The 20,456-nt window shown below is 38.1% G+C and carries 27 protein-coding genes and 1 tRNA gene; 21 read left to right on the top strand and 7 right to left on the bottom strand.

The genetic code is table 11. The annotated features are described in order from the left end of the window. Positions 1-31 precede the first annotated feature (31 nt). Positions 32-280, bottom strand: a complete 249-nt coding sequence (locus J2W55_RS14195; protein WP_114006151.1) for a type B 50S ribosomal protein L31 — start codon at positions 278-280, stop codon at positions 32-34. A 180-nt stretch (positions 281-460) separates the two neighbouring features. Then, positions 461-865 (bottom strand): methylmalonyl-CoA epimerase, encoded by a 405-nt coding sequence (gene mce, locus J2W55_RS14190; RefSeq protein WP_310096678.1) that lies wholly within the window; start codon positions 863-865, stop codon positions 461-463. A gap of 107 nt (positions 866-972) precedes the next feature. Here mce and J2W55_RS14185 point away from each other — a divergent pair, with 107 nt between their 5' ends. The 3 genes from J2W55_RS14185 (at position 973) to J2W55_RS14175 (ending at position 3,142) form a co-directional block, all read left to right on the top strand. Beyond that, positions 973-2,184: an IscS subfamily cysteine desulfurase gene (locus J2W55_RS14185; protein ID WP_310096676.1), complete on the top strand. Its 1,212-nt coding sequence runs from the start codon at positions 973-975 to the stop codon at positions 2,182-2,184. A 102-nt stretch (positions 2,185-2,286) separates the two neighbouring features. Continuing rightward, a complete protein-coding gene (gene iscU, locus J2W55_RS14180; RefSeq protein WP_076378185.1) occupies positions 2,287-2,700 on the top strand; it encodes a Fe-S cluster assembly scaffold IscU in 414 nt (137 codons plus the stop codon). Positions 2,701-2,815: 115 nt separating this feature from the next. Then, complete coding sequence (locus J2W55_RS14175) at positions 2,816-3,142, top strand: HesB/IscA family protein (RefSeq protein ID WP_310096657.1); 327 nt, start codon at positions 2,816-2,818, stop codon at positions 3,140-3,142. A 66-nt stretch (positions 3,143-3,208) separates the two neighbouring features. Here the strand turns inward: J2W55_RS14175 and J2W55_RS14170 are convergent, their stop codons facing one another. Together J2W55_RS14170 and J2W55_RS14165 are read right to left on the bottom strand one after the other, a co-directional pair. After that, the gene (locus J2W55_RS14170) at positions 3,209-3,961 is read right to left on the bottom strand and encodes a nuclear transport factor 2 family protein (RefSeq protein WP_310096655.1); all 753 of its coding nucleotides are present in this window, start codon (positions 3,959-3,961) and stop codon (positions 3,209-3,211) included. A gap of 257 nt (positions 3,962-4,218) precedes the next feature. Beyond that, the gene (locus J2W55_RS14165; RefSeq protein WP_310096653.1) at positions 4,219-5,643 is read right to left on the bottom strand and encodes an ATP-dependent DNA helicase; all 1,425 of its coding nucleotides are present in this window, start codon (positions 5,641-5,643) and stop codon (positions 4,219-4,221) included. Between the two features lie 56 nt (positions 5,644-5,699). Here J2W55_RS14165 and J2W55_RS14160 point away from each other — a divergent pair, with 56 nt between their 5' ends. The 3 genes from J2W55_RS14160 (at position 5,700) to rsmD (ending at position 7,594) form a co-directional block, all read left to right on the top strand. After that, on the top strand, positions 5,700-6,185 hold the full coding sequence (locus J2W55_RS14160; protein WP_310096651.1) for a hypothetical protein: 486 nt from the start codon (positions 5,700-5,702) through the stop codon (positions 6,183-6,185). Positions 6,186-6,254: 69 nt separating this feature from the next. Beyond that, the gene (locus J2W55_RS14155) at positions 6,255-7,067 is read left to right on the top strand and encodes a DUF3822 family protein (RefSeq protein WP_310096649.1); all 813 of its coding nucleotides are present in this window, start codon (positions 6,255-6,257) and stop codon (positions 7,065-7,067) included. After that, a complete protein-coding gene (gene rsmD, locus J2W55_RS14150; protein WP_310096648.1) occupies positions 7,043-7,594 on the top strand; it encodes a 16S rRNA (guanine(966)-N(2))-methyltransferase RsmD in 552 nt (183 codons plus the stop codon). The genes J2W55_RS14155 and rsmD overlap by 25 nt, the downstream gene beginning before the upstream one ends. 3 nt (positions 7,595-7,597) lie before the next feature. Here rsmD and J2W55_RS14145 read toward each other — a convergent pair whose 3' ends face one another. Next, on the bottom strand, positions 7,598-8,377 hold the full coding sequence (locus tag J2W55_RS14145; protein ID WP_310096646.1) for a DeoR/GlpR family DNA-binding transcription regulator: 780 nt from the start codon (positions 8,375-8,377) through the stop codon (positions 7,598-7,600). A 20-nt stretch (positions 8,378-8,397) separates the two neighbouring features. On the opposite strand from J2W55_RS14145, the gene nudK reads away from it, so the two are divergent. Next, complete coding sequence (gene nudK / locus J2W55_RS14140; protein WP_310096644.1) at positions 8,398-8,976, top strand: GDP-mannose pyrophosphatase NudK; 579 nt, start codon at positions 8,398-8,400, stop codon at positions 8,974-8,976. A 122-nt stretch (positions 8,977-9,098) separates the two neighbouring features. Then, positions 9,099-9,560, top strand: a complete 462-nt coding sequence (gene coaD, locus J2W55_RS14135; RefSeq protein ID WP_310096642.1) for a pantetheine-phosphate adenylyltransferase — start codon at positions 9,099-9,101, stop codon at positions 9,558-9,560. Here the strand turns inward: coaD and J2W55_RS14130 are convergent. Beyond that, positions 9,529-10,167, bottom strand: coding sequence for an NUDIX hydrolase (locus tag J2W55_RS14130; protein WP_310096641.1), 639 nt, complete (start codon positions 10,165-10,167; stop codon positions 9,529-9,531). The genes coaD and J2W55_RS14130 overlap by 32 nt on opposite strands. Between J2W55_RS14130 and pyrE the strand changes: the two genes are divergently transcribed. The 11 genes from pyrE (at position 10,166) to J2W55_RS14080 (ending at position 16,023) form a co-directional block, all read left to right on the top strand. After that, entirely contained in the window at positions 10,166-10,813 is a 648-nt protein-coding gene (gene pyrE / locus J2W55_RS14125) for an orotate phosphoribosyltransferase (RefSeq protein WP_310096639.1), read from the top strand. The genes J2W55_RS14130 and pyrE overlap by 2 nt on opposite strands. Positions 10,814-10,872: 59 nt before the next feature. Continuing rightward, positions 10,873-11,268 carry an SRPBCC family protein gene (locus J2W55_RS14120; protein ID WP_310096637.1) on the top strand — a complete coding sequence of 132 codons (396 nt, stop codon included), beginning with the start codon at positions 10,873-10,875 and terminating at the stop codon, positions 11,266-11,268. Positions 11,269-11,632: 364 nt separating this feature from the next. Next, positions 11,633-13,261, top strand: a complete 1,629-nt coding sequence (locus J2W55_RS14115) for an ABC-F family ATP-binding cassette domain-containing protein (protein WP_310096636.1) — start codon at positions 11,633-11,635, stop codon at positions 13,259-13,261. Between the two features lie 82 nt (positions 13,262-13,343). Continuing rightward, positions 13,344-13,416: transfer RNA gene (locus tag J2W55_RS14110), tRNA-Lys, on the top strand. A gap of 136 nt (positions 13,417-13,552) precedes the next feature. Next, entirely contained in the window at positions 13,553-13,783 is a 231-nt protein-coding gene (locus tag J2W55_RS14105; protein ID WP_310096634.1) for an Arm DNA-binding domain-containing protein, read from the top strand. Between the two features lie 296 nt (positions 13,784-14,079). Further along, entirely contained in the window at positions 14,080-14,619 is a 540-nt protein-coding gene (locus J2W55_RS14100) for a DUF4145 domain-containing protein (protein ID WP_310096632.1), read from the top strand. A 2-nt stretch (positions 14,620-14,621) separates the two neighbouring features. After that, entirely contained in the window at positions 14,622-14,882 is a 261-nt protein-coding gene (locus tag J2W55_RS14095; RefSeq protein ID WP_310096630.1) for a hypothetical protein, read from the top strand. Between the two features lie 36 nt (positions 14,883-14,918). Continuing rightward, positions 14,919-15,113: a hypothetical protein gene (locus tag J2W55_RS14090; RefSeq protein ID WP_310096628.1), complete on the top strand. Its 195-nt coding sequence runs from the start codon at positions 14,919-14,921 to the stop codon at positions 15,111-15,113. After that, positions 15,088-15,447, top strand: a complete 360-nt coding sequence (locus J2W55_RS14085; RefSeq protein WP_310096626.1) for a DUF4393 domain-containing protein — start codon at positions 15,088-15,090, stop codon at positions 15,445-15,447. The genes J2W55_RS14090 and J2W55_RS14085 overlap by 26 nt, the downstream gene beginning before the upstream one ends. Then, entirely contained in the window at positions 15,353-15,727 is a 375-nt protein-coding gene (locus tag J2W55_RS25770; protein ID WP_374726368.1) for an Abi-alpha family protein, read from the top strand. Before J2W55_RS14085 ends, J2W55_RS25770 begins: the two co-directional genes overlap by 95 nt. Positions 15,728-15,798: 71 nt before the next feature. Beyond that, on the top strand, positions 15,799-16,023 hold the full coding sequence (locus J2W55_RS14080) for a hypothetical protein (RefSeq protein WP_310096624.1): 225 nt from the start codon (positions 15,799-15,801) through the stop codon (positions 16,021-16,023). Between the two features lie 14 nt (positions 16,024-16,037). On the opposite strand, the gene J2W55_RS14075 is transcribed toward J2W55_RS14080, so the two are convergent. Continuing rightward, on the bottom strand, positions 16,038-16,349 hold the full coding sequence (locus tag J2W55_RS14075; protein ID WP_310096622.1) for a hypothetical protein: 312 nt from the start codon (positions 16,347-16,349) through the stop codon (positions 16,038-16,040). Between the two features lie 555 nt (positions 16,350-16,904). Here J2W55_RS14075 and J2W55_RS14070 point away from each other — a divergent pair. Both J2W55_RS14070 and J2W55_RS14065 read left to right on the top strand, forming a co-directional pair. Further along, positions 16,905-17,360 carry a hypothetical protein gene (locus J2W55_RS14070; RefSeq protein ID WP_310096620.1) on the top strand — a complete coding sequence of 152 codons (456 nt, stop codon included), beginning with the start codon at positions 16,905-16,907 and terminating at the stop codon, positions 17,358-17,360. A gap of 321 nt (positions 17,361-17,681) precedes the next feature. Next, complete coding sequence (locus J2W55_RS14065; RefSeq protein WP_310096618.1) at positions 17,682-20,345, top strand: outer membrane beta-barrel protein; 2,664 nt, start codon at positions 17,682-17,684, stop codon at positions 20,343-20,345. Positions 20,346-20,456: the final 111 nt, after the last annotated feature.

Here is a 20,456-nt window from a genome sequence, read left to right as displayed (position 1 = left end):
GGGACTTGTAAATATTTAATTAAACAAGCAATTATTTCTTGTTGTAACGTGTACGGAATTTATCGATACGACCTGCAGTATCAACCAGTTTCATTTTACCGGTATAAAAAGGGTGTGATGTATGCGAAATTTCTAATTTCACTAAAGGATATTCGTTACCGTCTTCCCATTTTACGGTTTCACGGGTATCGATGCAAGATTTGGTCAAGAAAGAATAGTCGTTTGACATATCTTTAAAAACAACTAATCTATAGTTTGATGGATGCAGATCTTTTTTCATTATATATATATAAAACTTACCTTCTGTACTTTTTAAAAGAGGCGCAAATGTAATTAAAAAATTGAAAAGTAAAAAATCAAAAGTAAAAAGTTTTGCATTGTTGAAACAATTGACTTTTCTTTAATTTCCGACACGGCTTGTTGCGGCAAATAGCAACAGGAGATACTTCACATCATGGCGTTAACCAACGATACTTTGACACAACTCTATCAATACCCCATTAGCACTTTTCGGGTGCACAAAACAAACCAGTTTATTATCAGCACCGGGCTTTGGTTTATCGCTTAGCAATACAAACCCCTCTTGCTTTAAACGCTCCATTTCGGCCACTATATCATCAACATCAAAAGCGATGTGGTGTATGCCTTCTCCCCTTTTTGCTATAAATTTGGCAATCGAGCTGTTATCATCAATTGCCTGTAATAACTCAACTTTATTGGGGCCGGTTTTTAAAAAGGCGGTTTCAACACCTTCCTGTTCAACCAGTTCTGTTTTATAAATAGTGGTATTTAATAGTTTCTCATATACACCGCCGGCAATCCTTATATCGCTTACAGCAATACCAATATGCTCTACTTTATTCATGTCCAAATATTGTAAATTAATGGTCAGGTTTAACATTTTGCGCTTTGTTTTAAATGATTTTAAATAAAAACTTGCGTATCTTTGTTTTGTTAATACATTTTTAAGATATGAATATCCCCATTTATTTAGATAATAATGCAACAACCCCAATGGATCCCAGAGTCCTTGAGGCTATGTTACCCTATTTTAACGAAAAATTTGGCAATGCGGCAAGCCGTAACCATTCGTTTGGATGGGTGGCCGAGGAAGGTGTTGATTATGCACGTGAGCAGGTAGCCAAATTAATTGGCGCATCTGATAAGGAGATCATTTTTACATCAGGTGCTACCGAATCAGATAACCTTGCTATTAAGGGTGTATTTGAAATGTATAAAGATAAAGGTAACCATATTATTACCGCTGTTACTGAGCATAAGGCAGTACTTGATGCCTGTAAACACGTGGAAAAATTGGGAGCAAAAGTTACCTACTTACCAGTGAAGGAAGACGGATTAATAGATCTTGCCGAGTTGGAAAAGAATATGAACCCCGAAACCATCCTGGTATCGATCATGTATGGTAATAACGAAATTGGTGTGATACAACCCATTAAAGAAATTGCTGCTATAGCACATAAACATGGCGCTTTGTTCATGACTGATGCTACCCAGGCAGTTGGTAAGATCCCGGTTGATGTTAATGCTGACGGTATTGACCTTTTGGCATTATCAGCACATAAAATATATGGCCCTAAAGGCGTTGGCGCGTTATACGTTCGCCGTAAAGGCCCCCGTGTTAAAGTTACTGCCCAAATGGACGGTGGCGGCCATGAACGCGGTATGCGTTCAGGCACCTTAAACGTTCCAGGCATTGTTGGTCTGGGTAAAGCCTGCGAACTTTGCGGTTTAGAAATGGAAAGCGAAGCAAAACGACTTTCGGCTTTACGGGATAAATTGCAAGCAGAACTAACCGTGTTAGAAGAAAGCTATATAAACGGAAATGTTGAACACCGCCTACCGCACGTAGCCAACATATCATTTAAATATGTTGAAGGTGAAGGCCTTATGATGGCTATGAAAGATTTGGCTGTGTCATCTGGTTCGGCCTGTACATCAGCTTCGTTAGAGCCATCATATGTTCTGAAAAGCTTAGGCTTGTCAGATGATCTGGCACATTCGTCTATCCGTTTTGGATTAGGCCGGTTCACTACCGAAGAAGAAGTTGATTACGCGATAAAAGTAACCAAAGAGGCAGTTACCCACTTGCGCGAGCTATCACCACTTTGGGAAATGTTTAAAGAGGGAATTGACCTTAACTCTATTGAGTGGGCAGAGCACTAAATAAATTATTGTGTGTTACGTTTTACGTAATACTTTATTGAGAAAGAAACAAATAAAAAACAGCGCATTACATAAAAGTAACGCATACAACAAAATATAAAAATGGCATATTCAGATAAAGTAATCGATCACTATACTAATCCCCGCAATGTGGGCACTTTAGATAAGAGCAGTCACAAAGTTGGTACGGGTTTAGTAGGTGCGCCTGAGTGCGGTGACGTTATGCGCCTCCAGATTCAGGTTGATGATAACAATGTTATCACCGATGCAAAATTCAAAACTTTCGGCTGCGGTTCAGCTATCGCATCATCATCATTAGCTACAGAGTGGTTAAAAGGTAAAAGCATTGATGATGCCATGAAGATAGACAATATGGACATTGTTGAAGAACTTGCCCTGCCGCCGGTAAAAATACACTGCTCAGTTTTGGCAGAGGATGCTATAAAAGCAGCAATTAATGATTTTCGCGTAAAAAACGGCTTAGCGCCAATTGAAAGCGAAAAAGTACATCATTAATTAGATGCGAGATATCAGATGTGAGACTTACATCTGATTTATATGTATAATTGATTTGATGCTTTGTGATTGAGTTTATCTCATGTCTCAAACTCATATCTCAAATTTACTAACAATGGTAACTGTAACTGATAAAGCGAAAAGTAAAATAGAACACCTCATGCAGGATTCAGGGCTTGATGCTTCTTATTTTCTGCGTGTATCTGTTCAGGGAGGAGGCTGCTCAGGCTTATCATATAATCTTGATTTTGATAACGAAGAGAAAAAAGGCGATCAGTTTTTTGAAGACAAAGGTATCCGTTTCGCGCTTGATATGAAATCGTTCCTATATCTTGCCGGCACAGAGCTTGATTTTTCTGATGGTCTTAATGGTAAGGGCTTCAATTTTAATAATCCCAACGCCAGCCGCACTTGTGGCTGCGGCGAAAGCTTCTCCGTATAAAATTCATTACGAAATAAAACAAAAGCGGCCCTAAATTGGGCCGCTTTTGTTTAGCTTGAATTTGTTTTAAAACATACTGTCCCCTTCGGGAATGGACTGCTTCACACTCCAGCGCTCGGCAATTTTATTGTCCTCTACCCTGAATATCTCGTAAAGCGCAAATAGCTTACCCTCGCTTTTAAATTCTGATTGCGTTGCAACGTAACCGCCTTCGCCAATAAGCCGGTGCAGTTTAATTTCACCTCCTATACCATCACACAGGTAATTGATCAGGCTTTTGCCACTCCCAATTATTTCGGGGTCATGCTCAATATAATCAGGCTTTATAAATTGACTTATAAGTACAGGTGCTTGTTTACTGATAACTGCTTTATAAAACTCTTCAACAATATGCTTGCTATTTTCAGCCGATGCATGCTTATCAATTTCGCTATTGCCGTTAATGGCTGTAACAGCGAGACCCGTTTGATCGGGCATTTCCTGTATTGCATCCCAGTGCTCGGCCAGCATGCCATCTTTTAGTTTAAAAAAATCAATAACAGCCATCCGCTTGCCCATAAACTGGATATCCAGATGCGTAACTACAAAGTCGCCTTCTTGTATAGCCCTGACGATGGGCGATTTTGCTTCGACAGATGGAGGTGGCAGCGTTTTTAAATAATTAATCATAGCTGTAATACCAGCCCTACCCTGTTTTGCAGTACGGTTATGTTGAATATAATCTTCGCGCACAAATTCCGGTATCAGCTCGGCCTTGCGCTGGCCAACAATCAATTTATAAAATGACAGTACTCTTTGTTTATTTGATATAGTATCCATAATAGTATTTGCTTTAACGGCCGGGCATACGCATATATATATGCAGCAAATGCCCCAAGCCAATAGATTTGTAATTTTCATTACCGTTCTGAAAAATAAATGATGTAAAAATTAGTATGTGCGAAACACTAATGCTAAAAACTCAGCATTTTAATAACCTGATTATCAGGCCGGATTTTTGGCAATCCTTTTTTGATATGTTGTAAACGTAATTATGGTTTAAAGATAGCTTATTTATGATAAAGGTTGAAAGATTTTTAGTCCTCTAACGGCGCCGAATAGAACCGGTTATCAAAATTCACCAGGAAAAGTTCAGTGGTAGCACGGGTGAAGGCTGTGTAGAACCATCGTAAAAAATCCATATTGATCATTTCTTCAGTAACATAGCCCTGATCAACAAATACAGCATCCCATTGTCCGCCCTGGGCTTTATGACAAGTGATAGCATATGCAAACTTTATTTGCAGGGCGTTATAGTATGGATTTTGCTTTAACTCATTATGCATTGCCTTTTTGTTGGCCATATGCTCATAATCCTTCATTACCTCCTCATAAAACCGTTTTTGATCGGCTTGCGACAGGGCCGGCGAATCGGCATAAAGTGTATCCAGCAATATTTTGCAGTCCAAAGTCGGGTCTTCGGCATAATCAATAAATTCTATCTGTACATCGGCAAAACGGAAACCATACATATCTTCAATTCTGCGTACTTTTCTTATCCGCGCAATATCGCCGTTAGCTATAAAGTTGGTGCTGCTTTCGTCCTGATCCTGCAGCCAGAAATAATTATTCTTAACCACCATGATCTGGTCGCCGCCCGTGAGTTCCTCTTCGCGGTATAATATCCTGTTCCTGATTTGCCCATTGTATAAATTGGCATTCTTATTTGAGCGGCAGATGATGAGTGTACGATCATGACCATATTTATTGTAAGCATAATTAAGCCCTTCTTCCAGTCGCTCACCTGTCATCCGGAAAACGTCTTTATAACCTTTGGTAATTATCTTCGGGGTGGTAATTTCCGAATGGCGGATAATGTCGCGTATCCGGGTTGCATTAAATAATATACCAGAATCCTTTCCCTGTCGCAGCACATCAGTAAGCTCATAGCTAAAAACGGTTACCCCAAACTTATCTTTCATGATCTGTTCATTGAGCGCAGGGCTATTTTCAGAGCCTACAGGAGGCAGCTGCGCCGTATCACCCACTAATACCAGCTTGCAGTTTTTGGTGTTATATACGTACTTTAAAAGGTCGTACAACAGCGATGAGCGGTTAAAGCCATTTGGCTCGTCAGATATCATAGAGGCTTCATCTACAATAAAAAGCGTATTACTGGCCAAATTATCTGTAATGGCGAAACCGTCATCTAAATTTAAAGCCGATTTTTTGCGGTATATGCGCTTATGTATGGTAAACGCTTTGCGCCCGGAGTAGTTGGTTATAACTTTAGCCGCACGCCCTGTAGGCGCCAGCAAAACAGCTTTATATTTATATTGCCGCAATGCTTTTACTAAAGCGCCCAATACAGTGGTTTTACCAGTACCCGCATAACCTTTCAGAATAAAACACTCATCCCCTTCATCACTCAACAAAAAATCATGCAACCGGTTAAATAATTCCAATTGCTGCCCTGTTGGCTGATGCGGAAAAGCTTTGCGAATATGATCATGGTCTGTCACTCTGCAAAAATGCTGATAAGTAATTTAATTAAATAAGATTAGTTTTACATTTGACAATGGAATTTGATGAAAATAAAGACAGGGAAGCTGAAAACCAATACCCAGACGAGGATTACGTAGATATATATTCAAAAAGAGCTATATTTTGGTTCTCGGTGTTTAGCCCCCTGTATGCAGGCGTATTGTTTATAATTAATTTGTGGGTAGCCGGATACAAAAAGGTAATAAGTCAGGTGTTGGCTTTTTTATTCATGTATTATTTACTGGTATTCTTTGTGATCAGGTCGCTAAATATCAAACTGGATATGGAGGCGCTAAGAAAATTTTCATCCGGAACTCCAATAACATCATTGAGCCAGATAATGCCCTTTCTTGAAATTACTGCTTTAACCTTAGGGTTTAATATCATAGCCGGGATTATCCTAACCAGGTATTTCTTTAAGAAATACTTTCCTGACGATGATTATTATCCAAAATCTGTTTTGCGCCCTTTGATAATTTATATTCTTTTATCTCTTGTGTTGGGCCGAACAGGTTTTTAACTGCTTGGGCATTTTTATCAGTTGTACTTATAGTATCTATTAAAAAACATTACTTTTGTTTAAACAGGCATGAGCGAACACAATTATAACTACCATGATGATAACTTTAGCCTTAAAGAGGCCAACGGTTATAATTTATTAATACAGATTGATAGGACATCATTTTCATACGCCGTTACTGATCAAAATAAATTAATTGCCTGGGCTGAAAATCATTCATTGGACGAATTAAGTGACCCACAGGAACTGCTTGATCTTTTGTCGGCCAAGTACAAACAGGTGGTTATCGGTTTACCAGCCAACAGCTTTACGCTTGTTCCGCAGAGCTTGTTCAATCAAGGGCACGTTACAGATATTGCCCGTTTTCTCGATGTAAAACCCAACGAAAAAATATCTGCACAGCCATTGGATAATGACAATACCATTATTTATAAAACTGATAAAGCTATTATAAATGCGGCCGAGGACTTTGGTTTGCAAAACACTGTATTTTCATCAAAAGGCTGGATAACTGCCATTGCAAACGATAATCCGGCTGATAAGAACCTGTATCTTAACATCAACAGAAATGAGGTAGAGATTGCCGCTTTTAATACCGGCAGGTTACGCTTTTACAATAAATTTGAATTTCAAAACAACGAAGAACTGGCTTATTTTGCCGCTTTGGCAATTAATGAACTAAACCTGCAGCCTGTTGATACCTACATCTATTTAAGCGGCGACATAGAGGCTGCAGATCAAAGCGCCGGTTACCTGGCCGAGTTTTTTGGCAGGGTAGAAATAAACGGCCAGCAGATAGTAGAATTACCCGGCGAAATAGCATCACACAAAATATTATCACTTGCTGCTTTATCCTTATGCGCATCATCGGAGGCAGTTTAAAAGGCCTAAGGCTTAACCCACCCAAAAATCTTCCCGTGCGTCCTACCACTGATCTGGCCAAGGAGGCATTGTTCAATATTCTGCAAAATCAAATTGAGTTTGAAGATATAAAGGTGCTCGACCTGTTTAGCGGTACAGGCAACATATCTATGGAGTTTGCATCGAGGGGTGCCGCCCAGGTAATATCTGTCGACCGGAGCATCCATTGTGTAAATTACTTAAAGGATACATCGCGCCAGCATAAATTAGAGCAAATAAAAGCTTACAAGGAGGATGTTTTTAAATATCTGCAAATGGAGACTGAACAATACGACCTCATTTTTGCCGATCCGCCTTATGACCTGAATAAGATTCCGGAAATTTCAAAAATTGTTTTTGAACGGGATATCCTAATGCCCGGTGGATTGTTGATAGTAGAACATCAATCTATGCAAAACCTGAATACTCACCCGGCATTTGTAGAACAACGTAAATATGGACATTCGTCGTTCTCCTTTTTCAGAAACGCTTCTGACCAACAGCTTTAAGCGTTACACTTTTAAAATAGTAAGGGCTGAATTTTTAAAACAATCAAGTTTAGCATCATCAGCGTTGGTGATAATGGCATTTACCTTATCAAGGTTAGCAAATTTCAAATAGGTTTCTTTTCCTATTTTACTGTCATCACATAATACGAAAGTATATGCACTTTGATCAATATAGGCTGATGTAATGCCAGCTTCCAGCTCGCTATTGGCAAACAGGCCATTTGCTGAAATGCCATCTACGCCTAAAAAGGCCTTTCCTGCACGGTATCGGGCTATGTGTTCATTTGCCATTTTACCATGTACCGCCTGCCGGTCGCTATCAAATTCTCCGCCAATGATGTTTAATGACACAGCGCAATTTTGCAATTCATAAACAACAGGAATAGAATTAGTTATAACCTTTATCTTTTTATTTTTCAGAAACTGGCACAAACGAAAAACTGTGCTGCCACAATCCATAAAAATAATATCCCCATCGTTAATATGTGCTGCTGCCTCCCGGCAGATGTTATCTTTTACCATGGAGTTTTGGGCAGCTTTATTTACAAAATCATGCGGCCTGGCCAAAGGGTTAATCTTCATGGCACCCCCATGGGTACGATAAAGCAACCCATCGCTTGCCAACTGGTTAAGATCACGGCGGATAGTGATCTCTGAAATGTCTAATTCTGTGGCAAGCAACTTAACGTCAACTTCACCCGCATTATTTAATTTATCCAGTATTTTTTGTTTTCTTCTTTGAAAGTTCATGTCAATCCCGTTACTTTGATCAAAAGTAATCATAAACAATCAATTTCAATCAAATGAACAATATTAAAATTTTAAAAAAGGAAATTCTGTCTGACAATTGGTATACGCTGAATAAGATCACTTACCAAACTACGCAGGGCGATGGCTCCGTTCTGGAACTTAGCCGTGAAGCGTATGACCGTGGTAATGGCGCTACCGTACTTTTATACAACACCAATAGCAAAACCGTGATACTAACCAGGCAGTTCAGGATGCCAACTTATATTAACGGTAACCCAAGCGGACTGCTTATTGAGTGTTGTGCCGGTTTATTGGATAAGAATAATGCGGAAGACTGTATCAGGAGAGAAACCGAAGAAGAAACGGGCTACCAGATTACCAATGTAAAAAAGGTGTTTGAAGCTTACATGTCGCCCGGATCAGTAACAGAGATACTATATTTTTTTATAGCAGAATATACAAAGGACATGAAAGTGAGCAATGGCGGCGGTCTTGATGAAGAGCACGAAAATATAGAAGTGTTAGAATTACCGTTTACAGAATCTTTGCAGATGATTAATACCGGCGAAATAAAGGATGCCAAAACTATCATTCTTTTACAATATGCTCAAATTAATAGCTTAATATCATGACCGGCAATTCAAATATCCATAGCATAATGCTAAACATTAAAAAGCGACCAATTATTTCGTTCCGTACGCCTAAACATTAGAAATCATTGTTACTTTTGGGAAAAGCATAACATCAACTCACTATGAAAATTGCTCTTTTCCCGGGCTCGTTTGATCCGGTTACCAAAGCCCATGTAGATATTGTAAAACGGTCTGTTGACCTGTTTGATAAGGTTTACATAGGCATAGGTGCCAATAGCGGTAAACAAGGGTTATTAAGTATTGAAACCCGCGAACAAATGCTTAGGGCTGTTTTTAAACATGATGAACGCATTCATATAGTAGCGTATGAAGGGCTTACCGTAAATTTTTGCAAAAGCATTGGCGCAACCTACATGATCAGGGGGATACGTACGGTATCAGATTTTGAGTATGAAAAGGCGATAGCCCAGATGAACCATGCCCTTATGCCCGACATTGAGAGCATTTTTATTGTAAGTAAACCCGGTTACTCATCTATAAGTTCAACCATAGTGCGCGAAATTATGCGGCATCATGGCGATGTTGCCCAGTTTATTCCGACAGATGCATTAGCTTACTTGTAACCAGCTTTTCTTTATGCAGCACATCCATTATTGACGGGAATGTATTAGCAATAATGGGTTCAATATGCTCTTTTTTAAACCAGCGTACATCTGTAATACCTTCTTCTTTTTGCGGTTTTAATTTTTCCTGGCCTTTGCTGGTCATATTGAACCAATGCGTTTTTTTAAGCACCACCTCGCCCCTGTTAATATAAACATGGTATGTTTTGCAAATTTTATTTTTTAATTTATTCACTTTAATACCGCACTCCTCTTCAACCTCGCGCACTGCAGCATTCCTTATTGTTTCGTCTTTCTCTATCTTTCCTTTGGGTAGGTCCCATTTGTTATTACGGTAAATAAACAAATAATCGCCTGCCGCATTCATAACCAAGCCGCCGGCGGCTTCAATAAGTGTTATGTTTTTTTTAACAGATTTTAAAAATGCTTTAGCATTACTGCATTGTATGTAAAATAACTTTTTAGGATTTGCCAATATCCAGGTGTAAATTATTCTCAAATCAAAGGTCTCAGCATCAAGCCTTTCATAACTTTTTACTTTTGCAGGTTCTAATTCCGTTATCAGGATAACCTTTTCGTTAATATAAATTCTGTATTTTTGAGCCATGTTTAATAATAATGAGATCGAGCAGCAAGTAGCTGAATTCCTGCTGCAAATTAAAGCAATTAAATTACAACCTAACAATCCTTTTACATGGGCGTCGGGATGGAAATCACCAATTTATTGTGACAACCGCGTAACACTTTCTCATCCATCTATCCGCACCTATATCAGACAACAATTAGCGGCTGCTATCCATGAAAAATTTGGCAGCGTTGGCTGTATAGCCGGGGTAGCCACCGCAGGCATACCCCAGGGGGCCCTGGTAGCCCAGGATCTTGGCTTACCTTTTATTTATGTACGGTCAAAACCCAAAGACCACGGAACCGGGAGTTTAATTGAAGGCGATATAACAACAACTACGGGTAAACGGGTAGTTGTTATTGAGGATCTTATATCAACCGGAAAAAGCAGCCTGCAGGCGGTTGACGCCCTGAGGTCAGCTGGTTATGAGGTAGCAGGCCTTGCTGCCATATTCAGCTACGGATTTGATGTGGCAACCCAAAATTTCAAACAGGCAAACTGCCCTTTTGTAACCCTTTCAAATTACAGCGCATTAATTAAATATGCCGAGGAGCATCAATACATTATTGATAAAGATGTTGCTGTTTTAAAACAGTGGCGTGAAAATCCGGCGGACTGGGGCAAATAGCCTTCAATTCCTTTAAACAGGCACTTAAAACTTACAATTCAGAAACCTACCATTAAAAAATGACCATTTTCACAAGCAATACCAGCATTAATAAACCAATAAATGAGGTTTACGGGTTTTTGGCCGATTTTAACAATCATCAAAAGCTGATGCCTGAAAATATACAAGAGTGGGTTTCAACCGTTGATGAGGCCAGCTTTAACATACAAAATATGGGTAAGTTATCCTTAAAGATAGATAGCCGCATATCCGATCAGGAAATAACGATAACACCGGCATCAAAGCCACCTTTTAACCTGGAACTAAAATGGTCGTTATCTTTTGATAACGACCATACTGATGTCCTTTATACGATCAATGCCGATCTTAATATGATGATGAAAATGCTCGCTTCAGGTCCACTGCAGAAATTAGCAGATTATGAAACGCAGCAATTAACTGCGATACTAAGTTAAAAGGCCGGTTATTGCAGGTTTTAATAAACCTTCCTTTTCTGTGTATTGTTGATGGCTATTACAACATTGATAATAACCAAAGCGATAATTAATGCTCCCATGACTGGTATTATTTAATAGTTTATAAAGATGTTTAGTCAAAGGCTGTTCCATTTTTTCAAAATAGTTTATTTCAGTAATATAACACTCAAAATGAATGTTTGTTATTAAAGTTAACCATAGATTGGGCAATTATATACACGGCAGTGTCAATTAATGCGGTTATTTTAATACCAAAATCCCCAGTTGATTCCACACAATATCATTCCAAATACTCCGGAAGTAAAGTATTTACCGTATTTTTGCGGCAAATTACAGGTGTAGTATGATTACGGTTTCTAATTTATCTTTACGTTACGGGAAGCGGACTTTATTTGAAGACGTTAACCTTAAGTTTTCACAAGGCAATTGCTATGGTATTATTGGTGCCAATGGAGCGGGCAAATCAACATTTTTAAAGATCCTTTCCGGCGATATTGACCCTACAAGTGGTTCGGTAAGCTTTACACCAGGCGAGCGCATGGCTGTTTTAAGTCAGAACCACTATGCGTTTGATGAGTTCTCGGTTATTGAAACCGTAATGATGGGATACAAGGAAATGTATGCCGTAATGAAAGAAAAGGACGCCATATACCTTAAAGAAGATTTTAGTGATGCCGATGGTGAACGCGCGGGTGAGCTGGAAAACCTTTTTGCAGAAATGGATGGCTGGAACGCCGAAAACAACGCTGCTACCCTGTTAAGTAACCTGGGCATAAAAGAAGAGTTTCATTATAAATTGGTAAAAGAGCTTGACAATACGCAGAAAGTACGCGTGTTATTAGCACAGGCGCTTTTTGGTAAACCAGATATCCTGTTACTGGATGAGCCAACCAATGACCTGGATATACATACCGTGAGCTGGCTGGAAGATTTTTTGGCCTCATATGAAGCCATTGTATTGGTAGTATCACACGACAGGCACTTCCTTGACACCGTTTGTACCCACGTTGTGGATATTGACTTTGCAAAAATGACCATTTATACCGGTAACTATACCTTTTGGTACGAGTCGAGCCAGCTGGCTTTAAAACAGCGTGCCGATCAGAATAAAAAGGCCGAAGACAGGGTTAAGGAATTGCAGGAGTTTATACGCCGCTTTAGCGCCAATGCATCCAAATCAAAACAGGCAACCAGCCGCAAAAAGGCCCTCGATAAAATTAATCTCGACGAAATACAGCCGTCAAACCGCAAATATCCCGGCATTATATTCAACAATCAAGGTCGCGAAGCCGGCGACCAGATACTGCAGGTTGAAAATTTAAGCAAGACATTAAATGGCGAGTTTTTATTCAACAACATTAGCTTTACGGTAAACAAAGGCGATAAAATTGCAATACTGTCTCAAAACAGTTTGGCAACAACAGCTCTATACAATATTTTAACCGGAAGAGATACTGATTTTAAAGGCAGTTTTAAGTGGGGCATTACTATCAATGCGGCGGACATTCCTATTGATAACTCGGATTATTTTAAAGGAAAAGACGAAAACCTGATCGACTGGCTTCGTGAGTACTCTCCCGGTGAAAAAGATGATCAGTTTATCCGCGGCTTTTTGGGCAGAATGCTGTTCTCGGGCGAAGAAGTTTTGAAAAAAAGCAATGTACTTTCCGGCGGCGAAAAAATGCGCTGCATGTTTAGCCGTATGATGCTGCAACAAGCAAATGTTTTGATGTTTGATGAGCCTACCAATCACCTTGACCTTGAATCCATCACGGCGCTTAATAATGGCATGAAAGATTTTAGGGGTACTATCCTTTTCACCTCACGAGATCATGAACTGGTTGAAACAGTAGCCAATCGTATTATTGAACTTACCCCAGGCGGTTATATTGATAAACTTATGACCTACGATGAATATATTAATAGCGATGTTGTACAAAAACAACGTGAGGATCTGTATGCTTTAGCATAAAAATTAAAGGTTTTCGAATGATCCAAAATCATATATAATTCGAAAATAATTTCGTTTATTTGCAGCCCAACAAATTAAAAATGACTTGGTAGCTCAGTTGGTAGAGCAACTGACTCTTAATCAGTGGGTCGAGAGTTCGAGCCTCTCCCAGGTCACTTAAGAAAGCCTTCTTAGCACAAACTAAGGAGGTTTTTTTATTTAGGCTCAATGATTGGGATTGACTGGTATTTAAAATGTTTGCACATTGTTTGCACAAGTTTGCGCATCTGAATGACCACAACAGATGGTTTTATGATAACATATAAAATGGTTCTTGATGAAAGAAGAGCCAAAGCTGACGGTAAATATCCTATCATGTTTAGGATTACCTTTAACCGAAACACAAGCAATTACTCAGCCGGTATTGCCATAAAGAAAGAGCATTGGAACGCTCAAACCTCAATTATAAACAGTTCCTGTCCTAACTATAAAGACCTAAACAAAAGTCTGTCAAGTAAATTCTTAAATGTGCAAATGGGCTAACAGAAAGTGGTTAAAGGAGAATAAGGAAGAGTAGCACTTTAAATATATGATCATTTGACCCATTCCTTCACAGACGGGTTGCTCTATTCGCAGGCGGCTCGCAATATTTCTACAGGTTTGAAATGTATAAGTTAAATTGTAGATTAGCATTAACCTTATTACGATAGCATATGAAATGTCCCCATTGTATAGTTGAGTTTCACTCCGAGTTTAAAATTAATCAACTAAGTGATGATAAGAATGGTTCTTGATACATTCAAAGTTGCATCTGTCCAAATCCAAAGTGTCTTAAGGGTGTGCTATATCTCGTAAATGGTGATTGCACTTATAATGGTTATGGTGGCTATACACTCGGTCAAATTGTTTCCACCAGACTAATTTATCCTAACGGAAGTAATCGACCGCCAGTTCCAATCGAAGTAACTAAGCAGGTTGCCGATGATTACATAGAGGCTTGTTTGGTCATTAGTGATAGCCCAAAAGCAAGCGCTGCTTTAAGCAGAAGATGCCTGCAAAACCTGCTCTTAGAAAAAGCCGGAGTTAAAAAGGGCGACTTAGCTATTCAAATACAAACAGTTCTTGATAGTCAAAAGCTTCCCTCCCACCTTGAAGAAGACATCGATGCGATACGAAACATCGGAAACTTTGCGGCTCATCCTAACAAGAGTAAAAGTACAGGTGAGATACTTGAGGTAGAACCCCACGAAGCCGAATGGAACTTAGAAGTATTAGAATCCCTATTTGACTTCTATTATGTACGACCTGAAAAGGCCAAAGCTCGTAAAGCAGCTTTAAATACAAAGCTCATGGATTCCGGTAAACCACAAATGAAGTAAAAATGGGTAAAGACTATACTGAAATTGTTGTGGAGAGCTTCCTACCCACCAGTACCGCGGGTCTACATGGCAAGGTTCATATAAGACCAGTTGCAGGGCAAGATCCTTTTCTTCCTAGCATGTTTGTTGAATGTTCTAAAGAGCTTTCAGAGGATTATGAGGTAGGTACTAAATTTCTTATTAAGGCTAAAGTAACTTCCCGTAAAGGCAAAGGCGTTTTTATATACAGCAGTTATAAATGGCGATATGTTGTATTGAATTAGAAGTGAACTGAATAAACGGATAAAACGAAAACTAAAATGAGCGGAGATCAATTTCAAGAAAGCAATGTTAAATCAACCATTGAAGCTGTAACAGGTCTTGTCAAAGCTGTTCCGGTTTATGAAGATGCATTACAGCCTGCTGCGAAACAAGTAGGTAAATCCCTTGAAACCGGTTGCAAAAGTTGTCAATATAGCTTTAGTGCCCTTGAAAGGGCTTGTATGGGGTTATGAAAAAATTGAAGAATGGATAAATATGCGAGTAGTTCAAAAACTTGAAAATGTACCACAAGAAAACATAATCACCCCTCCCTTGCAAATCGCAGGTCCTACTATCGAGGCTTTACGGTACACGGGAGAAGATAACGAAATACGCGAGCTGTACGCTAATCTTCTTGCCACATCAATGAACAAAGAAACGTTACATAAAGCCCATCCTGGCTATGTGGAAATTTTGAAAAATATATCAACTGATGAAGCTATCTTACTTAAAAATTTTGTTACAACGAAAATATATCCTTGTATTGACCTACATTCTCAATACCCAAATGGCTCATTTTTTTGGTAAGTACTACAGTTTCACAAGTTTTCAAAGAAATATGTCAATTAGAATTGATCTGGTTCCATCATACATAGATAACTTGTGCAGGCTTGGCATATTAGAGAAACTTTTAGACTCATGGGTTGCGACGCCCAATATTTATGATCAATTAACCGAAGATAGTTTATTAGATGATATAAAAAAAGAAATTATCCAATCGGGAAACACATTAAAATACAACAAAGGTTTGATACAGTTGACTATGTTTGGTAGACAGTTTATTGACAACGTTGTCAAAGAAATCTAATAGCAATCTAACCTAACATAGAAATCATAGATTCGAAGAATGAAGCGAATCATCATTATCCCAATCATAACATGGAGAAATGCTTTGTAATACAACCGTTTGACGACGGCAAGTACGATAAACGATTTACAGATACGTTCAAACCAGCAATTATTAAAGCAGGTTTAGAGGCATATAGGATTGATACTGATTTAAAAGTTCGGATTCCAATCGATGAAATAGAACAAGGTATCAAGGACTCTGCTCTGTGCTTTGCCGAGATCTCTACAGACAATCCAAATTGCGATGCAAATTAGTCTAAGGAGCTTCATTATGTTGGTAACGCCTCATCATTACTTCCAGCAGTTTCTTTAGCTAATCGATTAGCAATAAAAAGCTTCAGCAATTCATTCTGTTCTTGAATGAGATTATTTTGTTTTTGTAATAAAGAGGTTTGCGCCTCTTGATTGTTTAAAACTACATCAACTTTCCAATACCATAGCATGAGGCTTCTAATGACAAGAAATATGACAATGGCTATGCCAAATACAATTAGTATGGTGATGATTTCAGGTGCACCGGTAGATTGAAGAAGAATAAATGTAAGGGTCTGCATAAGGTTTAGATTAGGTTGTGCTAACATACTAACCTTATAGATTAATTACAAGAAAATATTCATTCTCATCACAAAGTTAGCTGATCTGTCAGCATATAGCCACTTTGTTTCAAGGTAGTATATCGAAAAGGGGTATCCCTCATTCTTCGTGACCCTCCACATTTTCTCAATCTCCACCTTGCCTTTAGTGCTGCCTGTCAGCAGTTCGTCTGTTCGAGAATTCACTCGAATTAAACTTACTGTTAACTGAGATAAAGAACCAGCTACTACTGTATTCGAACGATTTGTCAATGGACAATCCTTTCACATTACCTAATAAATATTGTTCATTTCCCTCTTGGCGACCTGTCAAAGGCTTTCAATTAGCCCTTGATAGGCTCAATATATGCAAGCAACCGCTTAGTGATTTTACATTGCAGTATCTTGCTATCTCAATTATCGATATATTGTCATAGCTGTCTTGGACGATCTACTTCACGACTTCTTTTTTTATTAAATATTTCACAAATATTTAATAAGCGATAAAAGATATTTCCTTATACTTGCAACAGTAATTAAAAATAAAACTTAAACCTTAAAAAAATGAAAAAAACCCTTTTTTTACTTTCCTTCCTTTTTATTTCTGTAGCAGGCTTCAGTCAAACTTATCTATATCAATATGATCCAAATTTTCCGTATAGATACGACGGGGTCTTTTTAAGAAATCAAGACACTGGTGAAATTTTTATAGTCTTTGAAGGAAAATTACGGTATATACAAACAATTGAGACGCTTAATGGGCTGTTTGTCAATGCGCATGACTATATTAAGGATGTCCTTCCCCGGGTACTATCCACGTATACAAGGGAGACTCCCGTTTCTCAAGTCAGTGGATTTGTTAGATATACACCGAATCAAAGAGTCTACCTTAGAGAAGGGACATTACTCCGATGGATATCTTCCATAGATATTGCACATCAATATAACTTTAATCTTAATATCGCTGAGAATGTAACGAGCCTTTCAGGGTATACCATTGGAAGTCCCATACTTTATTAATATATTTAAATATTACTACTGACGGTTACTCATTGGTAATATTAAATTAGCTTATTTTAATTAACACTAAAAAGCAGTCTAACCTCAGACTGCTTTTGGTGTTAATAAATCTAATTAGAAAGGCTTAAAATATTACAAATAAAAACGGCTTGTAGTGGCATACTGCAAAAAGACCGTATTTTAAAAAGTAAACTTCCGGGTTTGAAATGAACTATTGCTTGTTAGAGGAATATTTTTGGCCAGCGAATCTTAATTATTGATCCGGCTTTAAGCTGTCCCGATTGAATTTTTTGCATTAGTATTTTAACCTCATATGATTTAATGCGTTTTATTTTTGTGTTTTGTGTTTGGTGTATAACAGTAACAAATGTTTATGCCCAAAACCATGCAACTATAAAAGCAGTTGTAGTTGATTCTTTAAATAGACAGCCAATACCGCTTGCAACAGTATCTATTCTGCGTTTAAAAGATACAACGTTGGTTTCCTATACCACCACCGATATAAACGGAGTCTTCACACTACGTAATTTAAAAGAGGAACCCTTAGTTCTACTCATATCACACGTAGGATACCGCAGTTTGCATGTGAACATTGATTTAAAAAAAAATGAAGTTATAGACCTTGGCCAACTATACCTCAATGAAAGAATACTGCAAGAAGTAATTGTAAGGGGTGAAGGTATCCCAGTGATTATAAAAAAAGACACAATTGAGTTTGATGCAGAAGCTTTTAAAACGCGTCCCAATGCGGTAGTTGAAGACTTGCTTAAAAAATTACCTGGGGTGCAGGTGTACCATGACGGGCGTATAACCATAAATGGTAAAGAAATTTCTAAAATAAAGGTTGACGGTAAAGATTTTTTTGCAATAGATCCTAAAATAGCTACAAGAAACCTCGAGGCAGATATGATAGCCAAAATACAGGTTTACGATGATCACGAAAAAGATCCCGACCGTCTGGTTTCCGATTATGAGACAAAAAAAATAATTAATCTTAAATTTAAAAAGGCCTTTGCCAAAGGTTCATTAAGTAAATTTATAGCGGCTGGTGGTAGCCAGGAACGGTACGATGCAAACGTTTTTTACGGCTTATTTGAGAAAAAGCTGCAGATCGCTGTTAATGCCAACAGCAATAATTTAAGCGGTACTGGCATATTTAGCGACGATAATCAAACAAGTAACATTTACGGCGGGCAGTCAAGTAAAGTAAAATCAACAACTGGCACATTTCATTTTGATAACAGCTTTGGCAAAACCCTTAAGATCAACGGCGACTACCAGTATTTGAAACAAGTAACTGATAACAATTCGACAGGATATTTGCAGCAGTTTATCGGGGATGCCACTTTGAATACTAAATCTGTGAATGTGCAACACCAGGCGCAAAATTCCCAGAGTCTTGCATTAAGGGTAGAATGGGATCCCGATTCCACTTCCATAATTAAATACGAGCCAATATTTGCGTATAATTACACAACCCACAATAATAGCGCTGCCGGCGTAAGTACAAATAACTTTCTTTTATTACTTAACAATAATAGCAGCACTGATTATGGAAGCGGCAGCGATGTTCAATTCCATCATGATTTAAGCTATTACCATAAACTGCGTAAAAAATATGCCTCGGTCAGCATTTCCAATGTGATCAATATTCATCCGCAAAACGGGCATAATTTTACTACGAATGATTTGATATCCTACGTTGCGACGCTCCAGTCCGATACTTTGCACCGGTTAGCTAAGACAACCAATATCAATAATAGCGAAGCCCTTACCGTTGGATTATATTATCCGATTAATAAAGAACTATCAACTAATATTGCAATTTCAGGCACGCACGAGCGTAATGCCGGTGATTTACTTACTTATGACCAAAATTTCAAAACGGGATTGTATACCATTTTTCTACAGGATCAAAGCAGTAACCTTTTCAGGGATAACTGGCAACAATTTATAAGCGCTGACTTTACCTGGCTGTTTTCCCCGAAAAATTCTCTAAAAGTCGGTTTGTCGGCCCAATGGCAACAAATAAATAATCATTTTAGCAGTTATATGGCCGATTTAAACCAATACCTTTTTTATCTCTTACCTTCTGTGGAACTCCGTTTAAATAGGATTGCCTTTAACTATGGAAAAGAAATAATGCAAGCCGCTATTGACGATTTGCGGCCAATATCCATTGTTTATAGTCCGCTGTACACTTTTGTCGGCAATCCGAATCTTAAACCCACCAGCGTTCACCATTGGGGTGTTAATTATTATGATTACAACTCACAAAGTCAGATATCTTTGAATATGTCATCAAATATTACTGTTGAGTCGAACACTATTATAAAAAAGCGAATGGTTAGTGCTGAAGGTTTAGAAGTGAGTACACCGGTAAACCGTAATGGTAGGTTTAGCATTAATTTTAACTTTTTTGTTGGCAAAAACTTTAAAAAGATAAACAAATGGCAAATAAATGCAACTACCGGTGCCAATGTGGTAGCTGGACACAATTTATTTAATGTAAATGGGAATGATGGTTATCAAAACACGACAGCAATTAGTGCTACAGAAGAACTTAAGGTAAATTGGAATGATATGTTAGAAATAAGGTCCGGATACAATGTAAATTATTCAATAACTAGATATCAATTGGTGAATTTAAAAAATTCAGGATATACAATGCAAAGAGCGTTATTATCTTTAAACGTTTTTTTGCCGCAAAAATATACCTGGGGTATAAATGATGCTTATTCCTTTAATCCGTTGGTGGCATCGGGTTTCCGACGATATTCAAATTTAGTAAGTCTTTCCGTTGCAAGACATATACAGAAAAAAGATAAGGGTGAATTGAGGATTACCTGCTACGATTTGCTAAACCAAAGCATAAATTCGATACATTTCGCTTCAGAAAATACCATAAACGATACACAGTATCAACCCATAAAACGATATTTTCTGCTCACTTATACTTATCGTTTTAATAATTTCGGACATTGAGTTCTTGAAGATATGACATCTTATTTATTAACGAAACAGAAATTAGGAATGAGGTCAAATTCTACAAGAATATATAATGTTTTTGCTAATATTGCAGTAATTTATAATATA

Source organism: Mucilaginibacter pocheonensis, assembly GCF_031456535.1.
Classification (GTDB): domain Bacteria; phylum Bacteroidota; class Bacteroidia; order Sphingobacteriales; family Sphingobacteriaceae; genus Mucilaginibacter; species Mucilaginibacter pocheonensis.
This window is presented reverse-complemented; position numbering and strand designations above follow the sequence as displayed.

Excerpts from the sequence above, each read along its gene's own strand:
- J2W55_RS14095 (WP_310096630.1), top strand. The coding sequence starts at position 14,622 with ATGGGTAAAGACTATACTGAAATTGTTGTGGAGAGCTTCCTACCCACC.
- pyrE (WP_310096639.1), top strand. The coding sequence starts at position 10,166 with ATGTTTAATAATAATGAGATCGAGCAGCAAGTAGCTGAATTCCTGCTG.
- nudK (WP_310096644.1), top strand. The coding sequence starts at position 8,398 with ATGAACAATATTAAAATTTTAAAAAAGGAAATTCTGTCTGACAATTGG.
- J2W55_RS14155 (WP_310096649.1), top strand. The coding sequence starts at position 6,255 with ATGAGCGAACACAATTATAACTACCATGATGATAACTTTAGCCTTAAA.
- J2W55_RS14145 (WP_310096646.1), bottom strand. The coding sequence starts at position 8,377 with ATGATTACTTTTGATCAAAGTAACGGGATTGACATGAACTTTCAAAGA.
- J2W55_RS14120 (WP_310096637.1), top strand. The coding sequence starts at position 10,873 with ATGACCATTTTCACAAGCAATACCAGCATTAATAAACCAATAAATGAG.
- J2W55_RS14090 (WP_310096628.1), top strand. The coding sequence starts at position 14,919 with ATGAGCGGAGATCAATTTCAAGAAAGCAATGTTAAATCAACCATTGAA.
- J2W55_RS14170 (WP_310096655.1), bottom strand. The coding sequence starts at position 3,961 with ATGGATACTATATCAAATAAACAAAGAGTACTGTCATTTTATAAATTG.
- J2W55_RS14075 (WP_310096622.1), bottom strand. The coding sequence starts at position 16,349 with ATGTTAGCACAACCTAATCTAAACCTTATGCAGACCCTTACATTTATT.
- J2W55_RS14080 (WP_310096624.1), top strand. The coding sequence starts at position 15,799 with ATGGAGAAATGCTTTGTAATACAACCGTTTGACGACGGCAAGTACGAT.
- rsmD (WP_310096648.1), top strand. The coding sequence starts at position 7,043 with ATGCGCATCATCGGAGGCAGTTTAAAAGGCCTAAGGCTTAACCCACCC.
- mce (WP_310096678.1), bottom strand. The coding sequence starts at position 865 with ATGAATAAAGTAGAGCATATTGGTATTGCTGTAAGCGATATAAGGATT.
- J2W55_RS25770 (WP_374726368.1), top strand. The coding sequence starts at position 15,353 with ATGAAGCTATCTTACTTAAAAATTTTGTTACAACGAAAATATATCCTT.
- J2W55_RS14160 (WP_310096651.1), top strand. The coding sequence starts at position 5,700 with ATGGAATTTGATGAAAATAAAGACAGGGAAGCTGAAAACCAATACCCA.
- J2W55_RS14130 (WP_310096641.1), bottom strand. The coding sequence starts at position 10,167 with ATGGCTCAAAAATACAGAATTTATATTAACGAAAAGGTTATCCTGATA.
- J2W55_RS14105 (WP_310096634.1), top strand. The coding sequence starts at position 13,553 with ATGATAACATATAAAATGGTTCTTGATGAAAGAAGAGCCAAAGCTGAC.
- J2W55_RS14185 (WP_310096676.1), top strand. The coding sequence starts at position 973 with ATGAATATCCCCATTTATTTAGATAATAATGCAACAACCCCAATGGAT.
- J2W55_RS14070 (WP_310096620.1), top strand. The coding sequence starts at position 16,905 with ATGAAAAAAACCCTTTTTTTACTTTCCTTCCTTTTTATTTCTGTAGCA.
- J2W55_RS14175 (WP_310096657.1), top strand. The coding sequence starts at position 2,816 with ATGGTAACTGTAACTGATAAAGCGAAAAGTAAAATAGAACACCTCATG.
- J2W55_RS14195 (WP_114006151.1), bottom strand. The coding sequence starts at position 280 with ATGAAAAAAGATCTGCATCCATCAAACTATAGATTAGTTGTTTTTAAA.
- coaD (WP_310096642.1), top strand. The coding sequence starts at position 9,099 with ATGAAAATTGCTCTTTTCCCGGGCTCGTTTGATCCGGTTACCAAAGCC.
- J2W55_RS14115 (WP_310096636.1), top strand. The coding sequence starts at position 11,633 with ATGATTACGGTTTCTAATTTATCTTTACGTTACGGGAAGCGGACTTTA.
- iscU (WP_076378185.1), top strand. The coding sequence starts at position 2,287 with ATGGCATATTCAGATAAAGTAATCGATCACTATACTAATCCCCGCAAT.
- J2W55_RS14065 (WP_310096618.1), top strand. The coding sequence starts at position 17,682 with ATGCGTTTTATTTTTGTGTTTTGTGTTTGGTGTATAACAGTAACAAAT.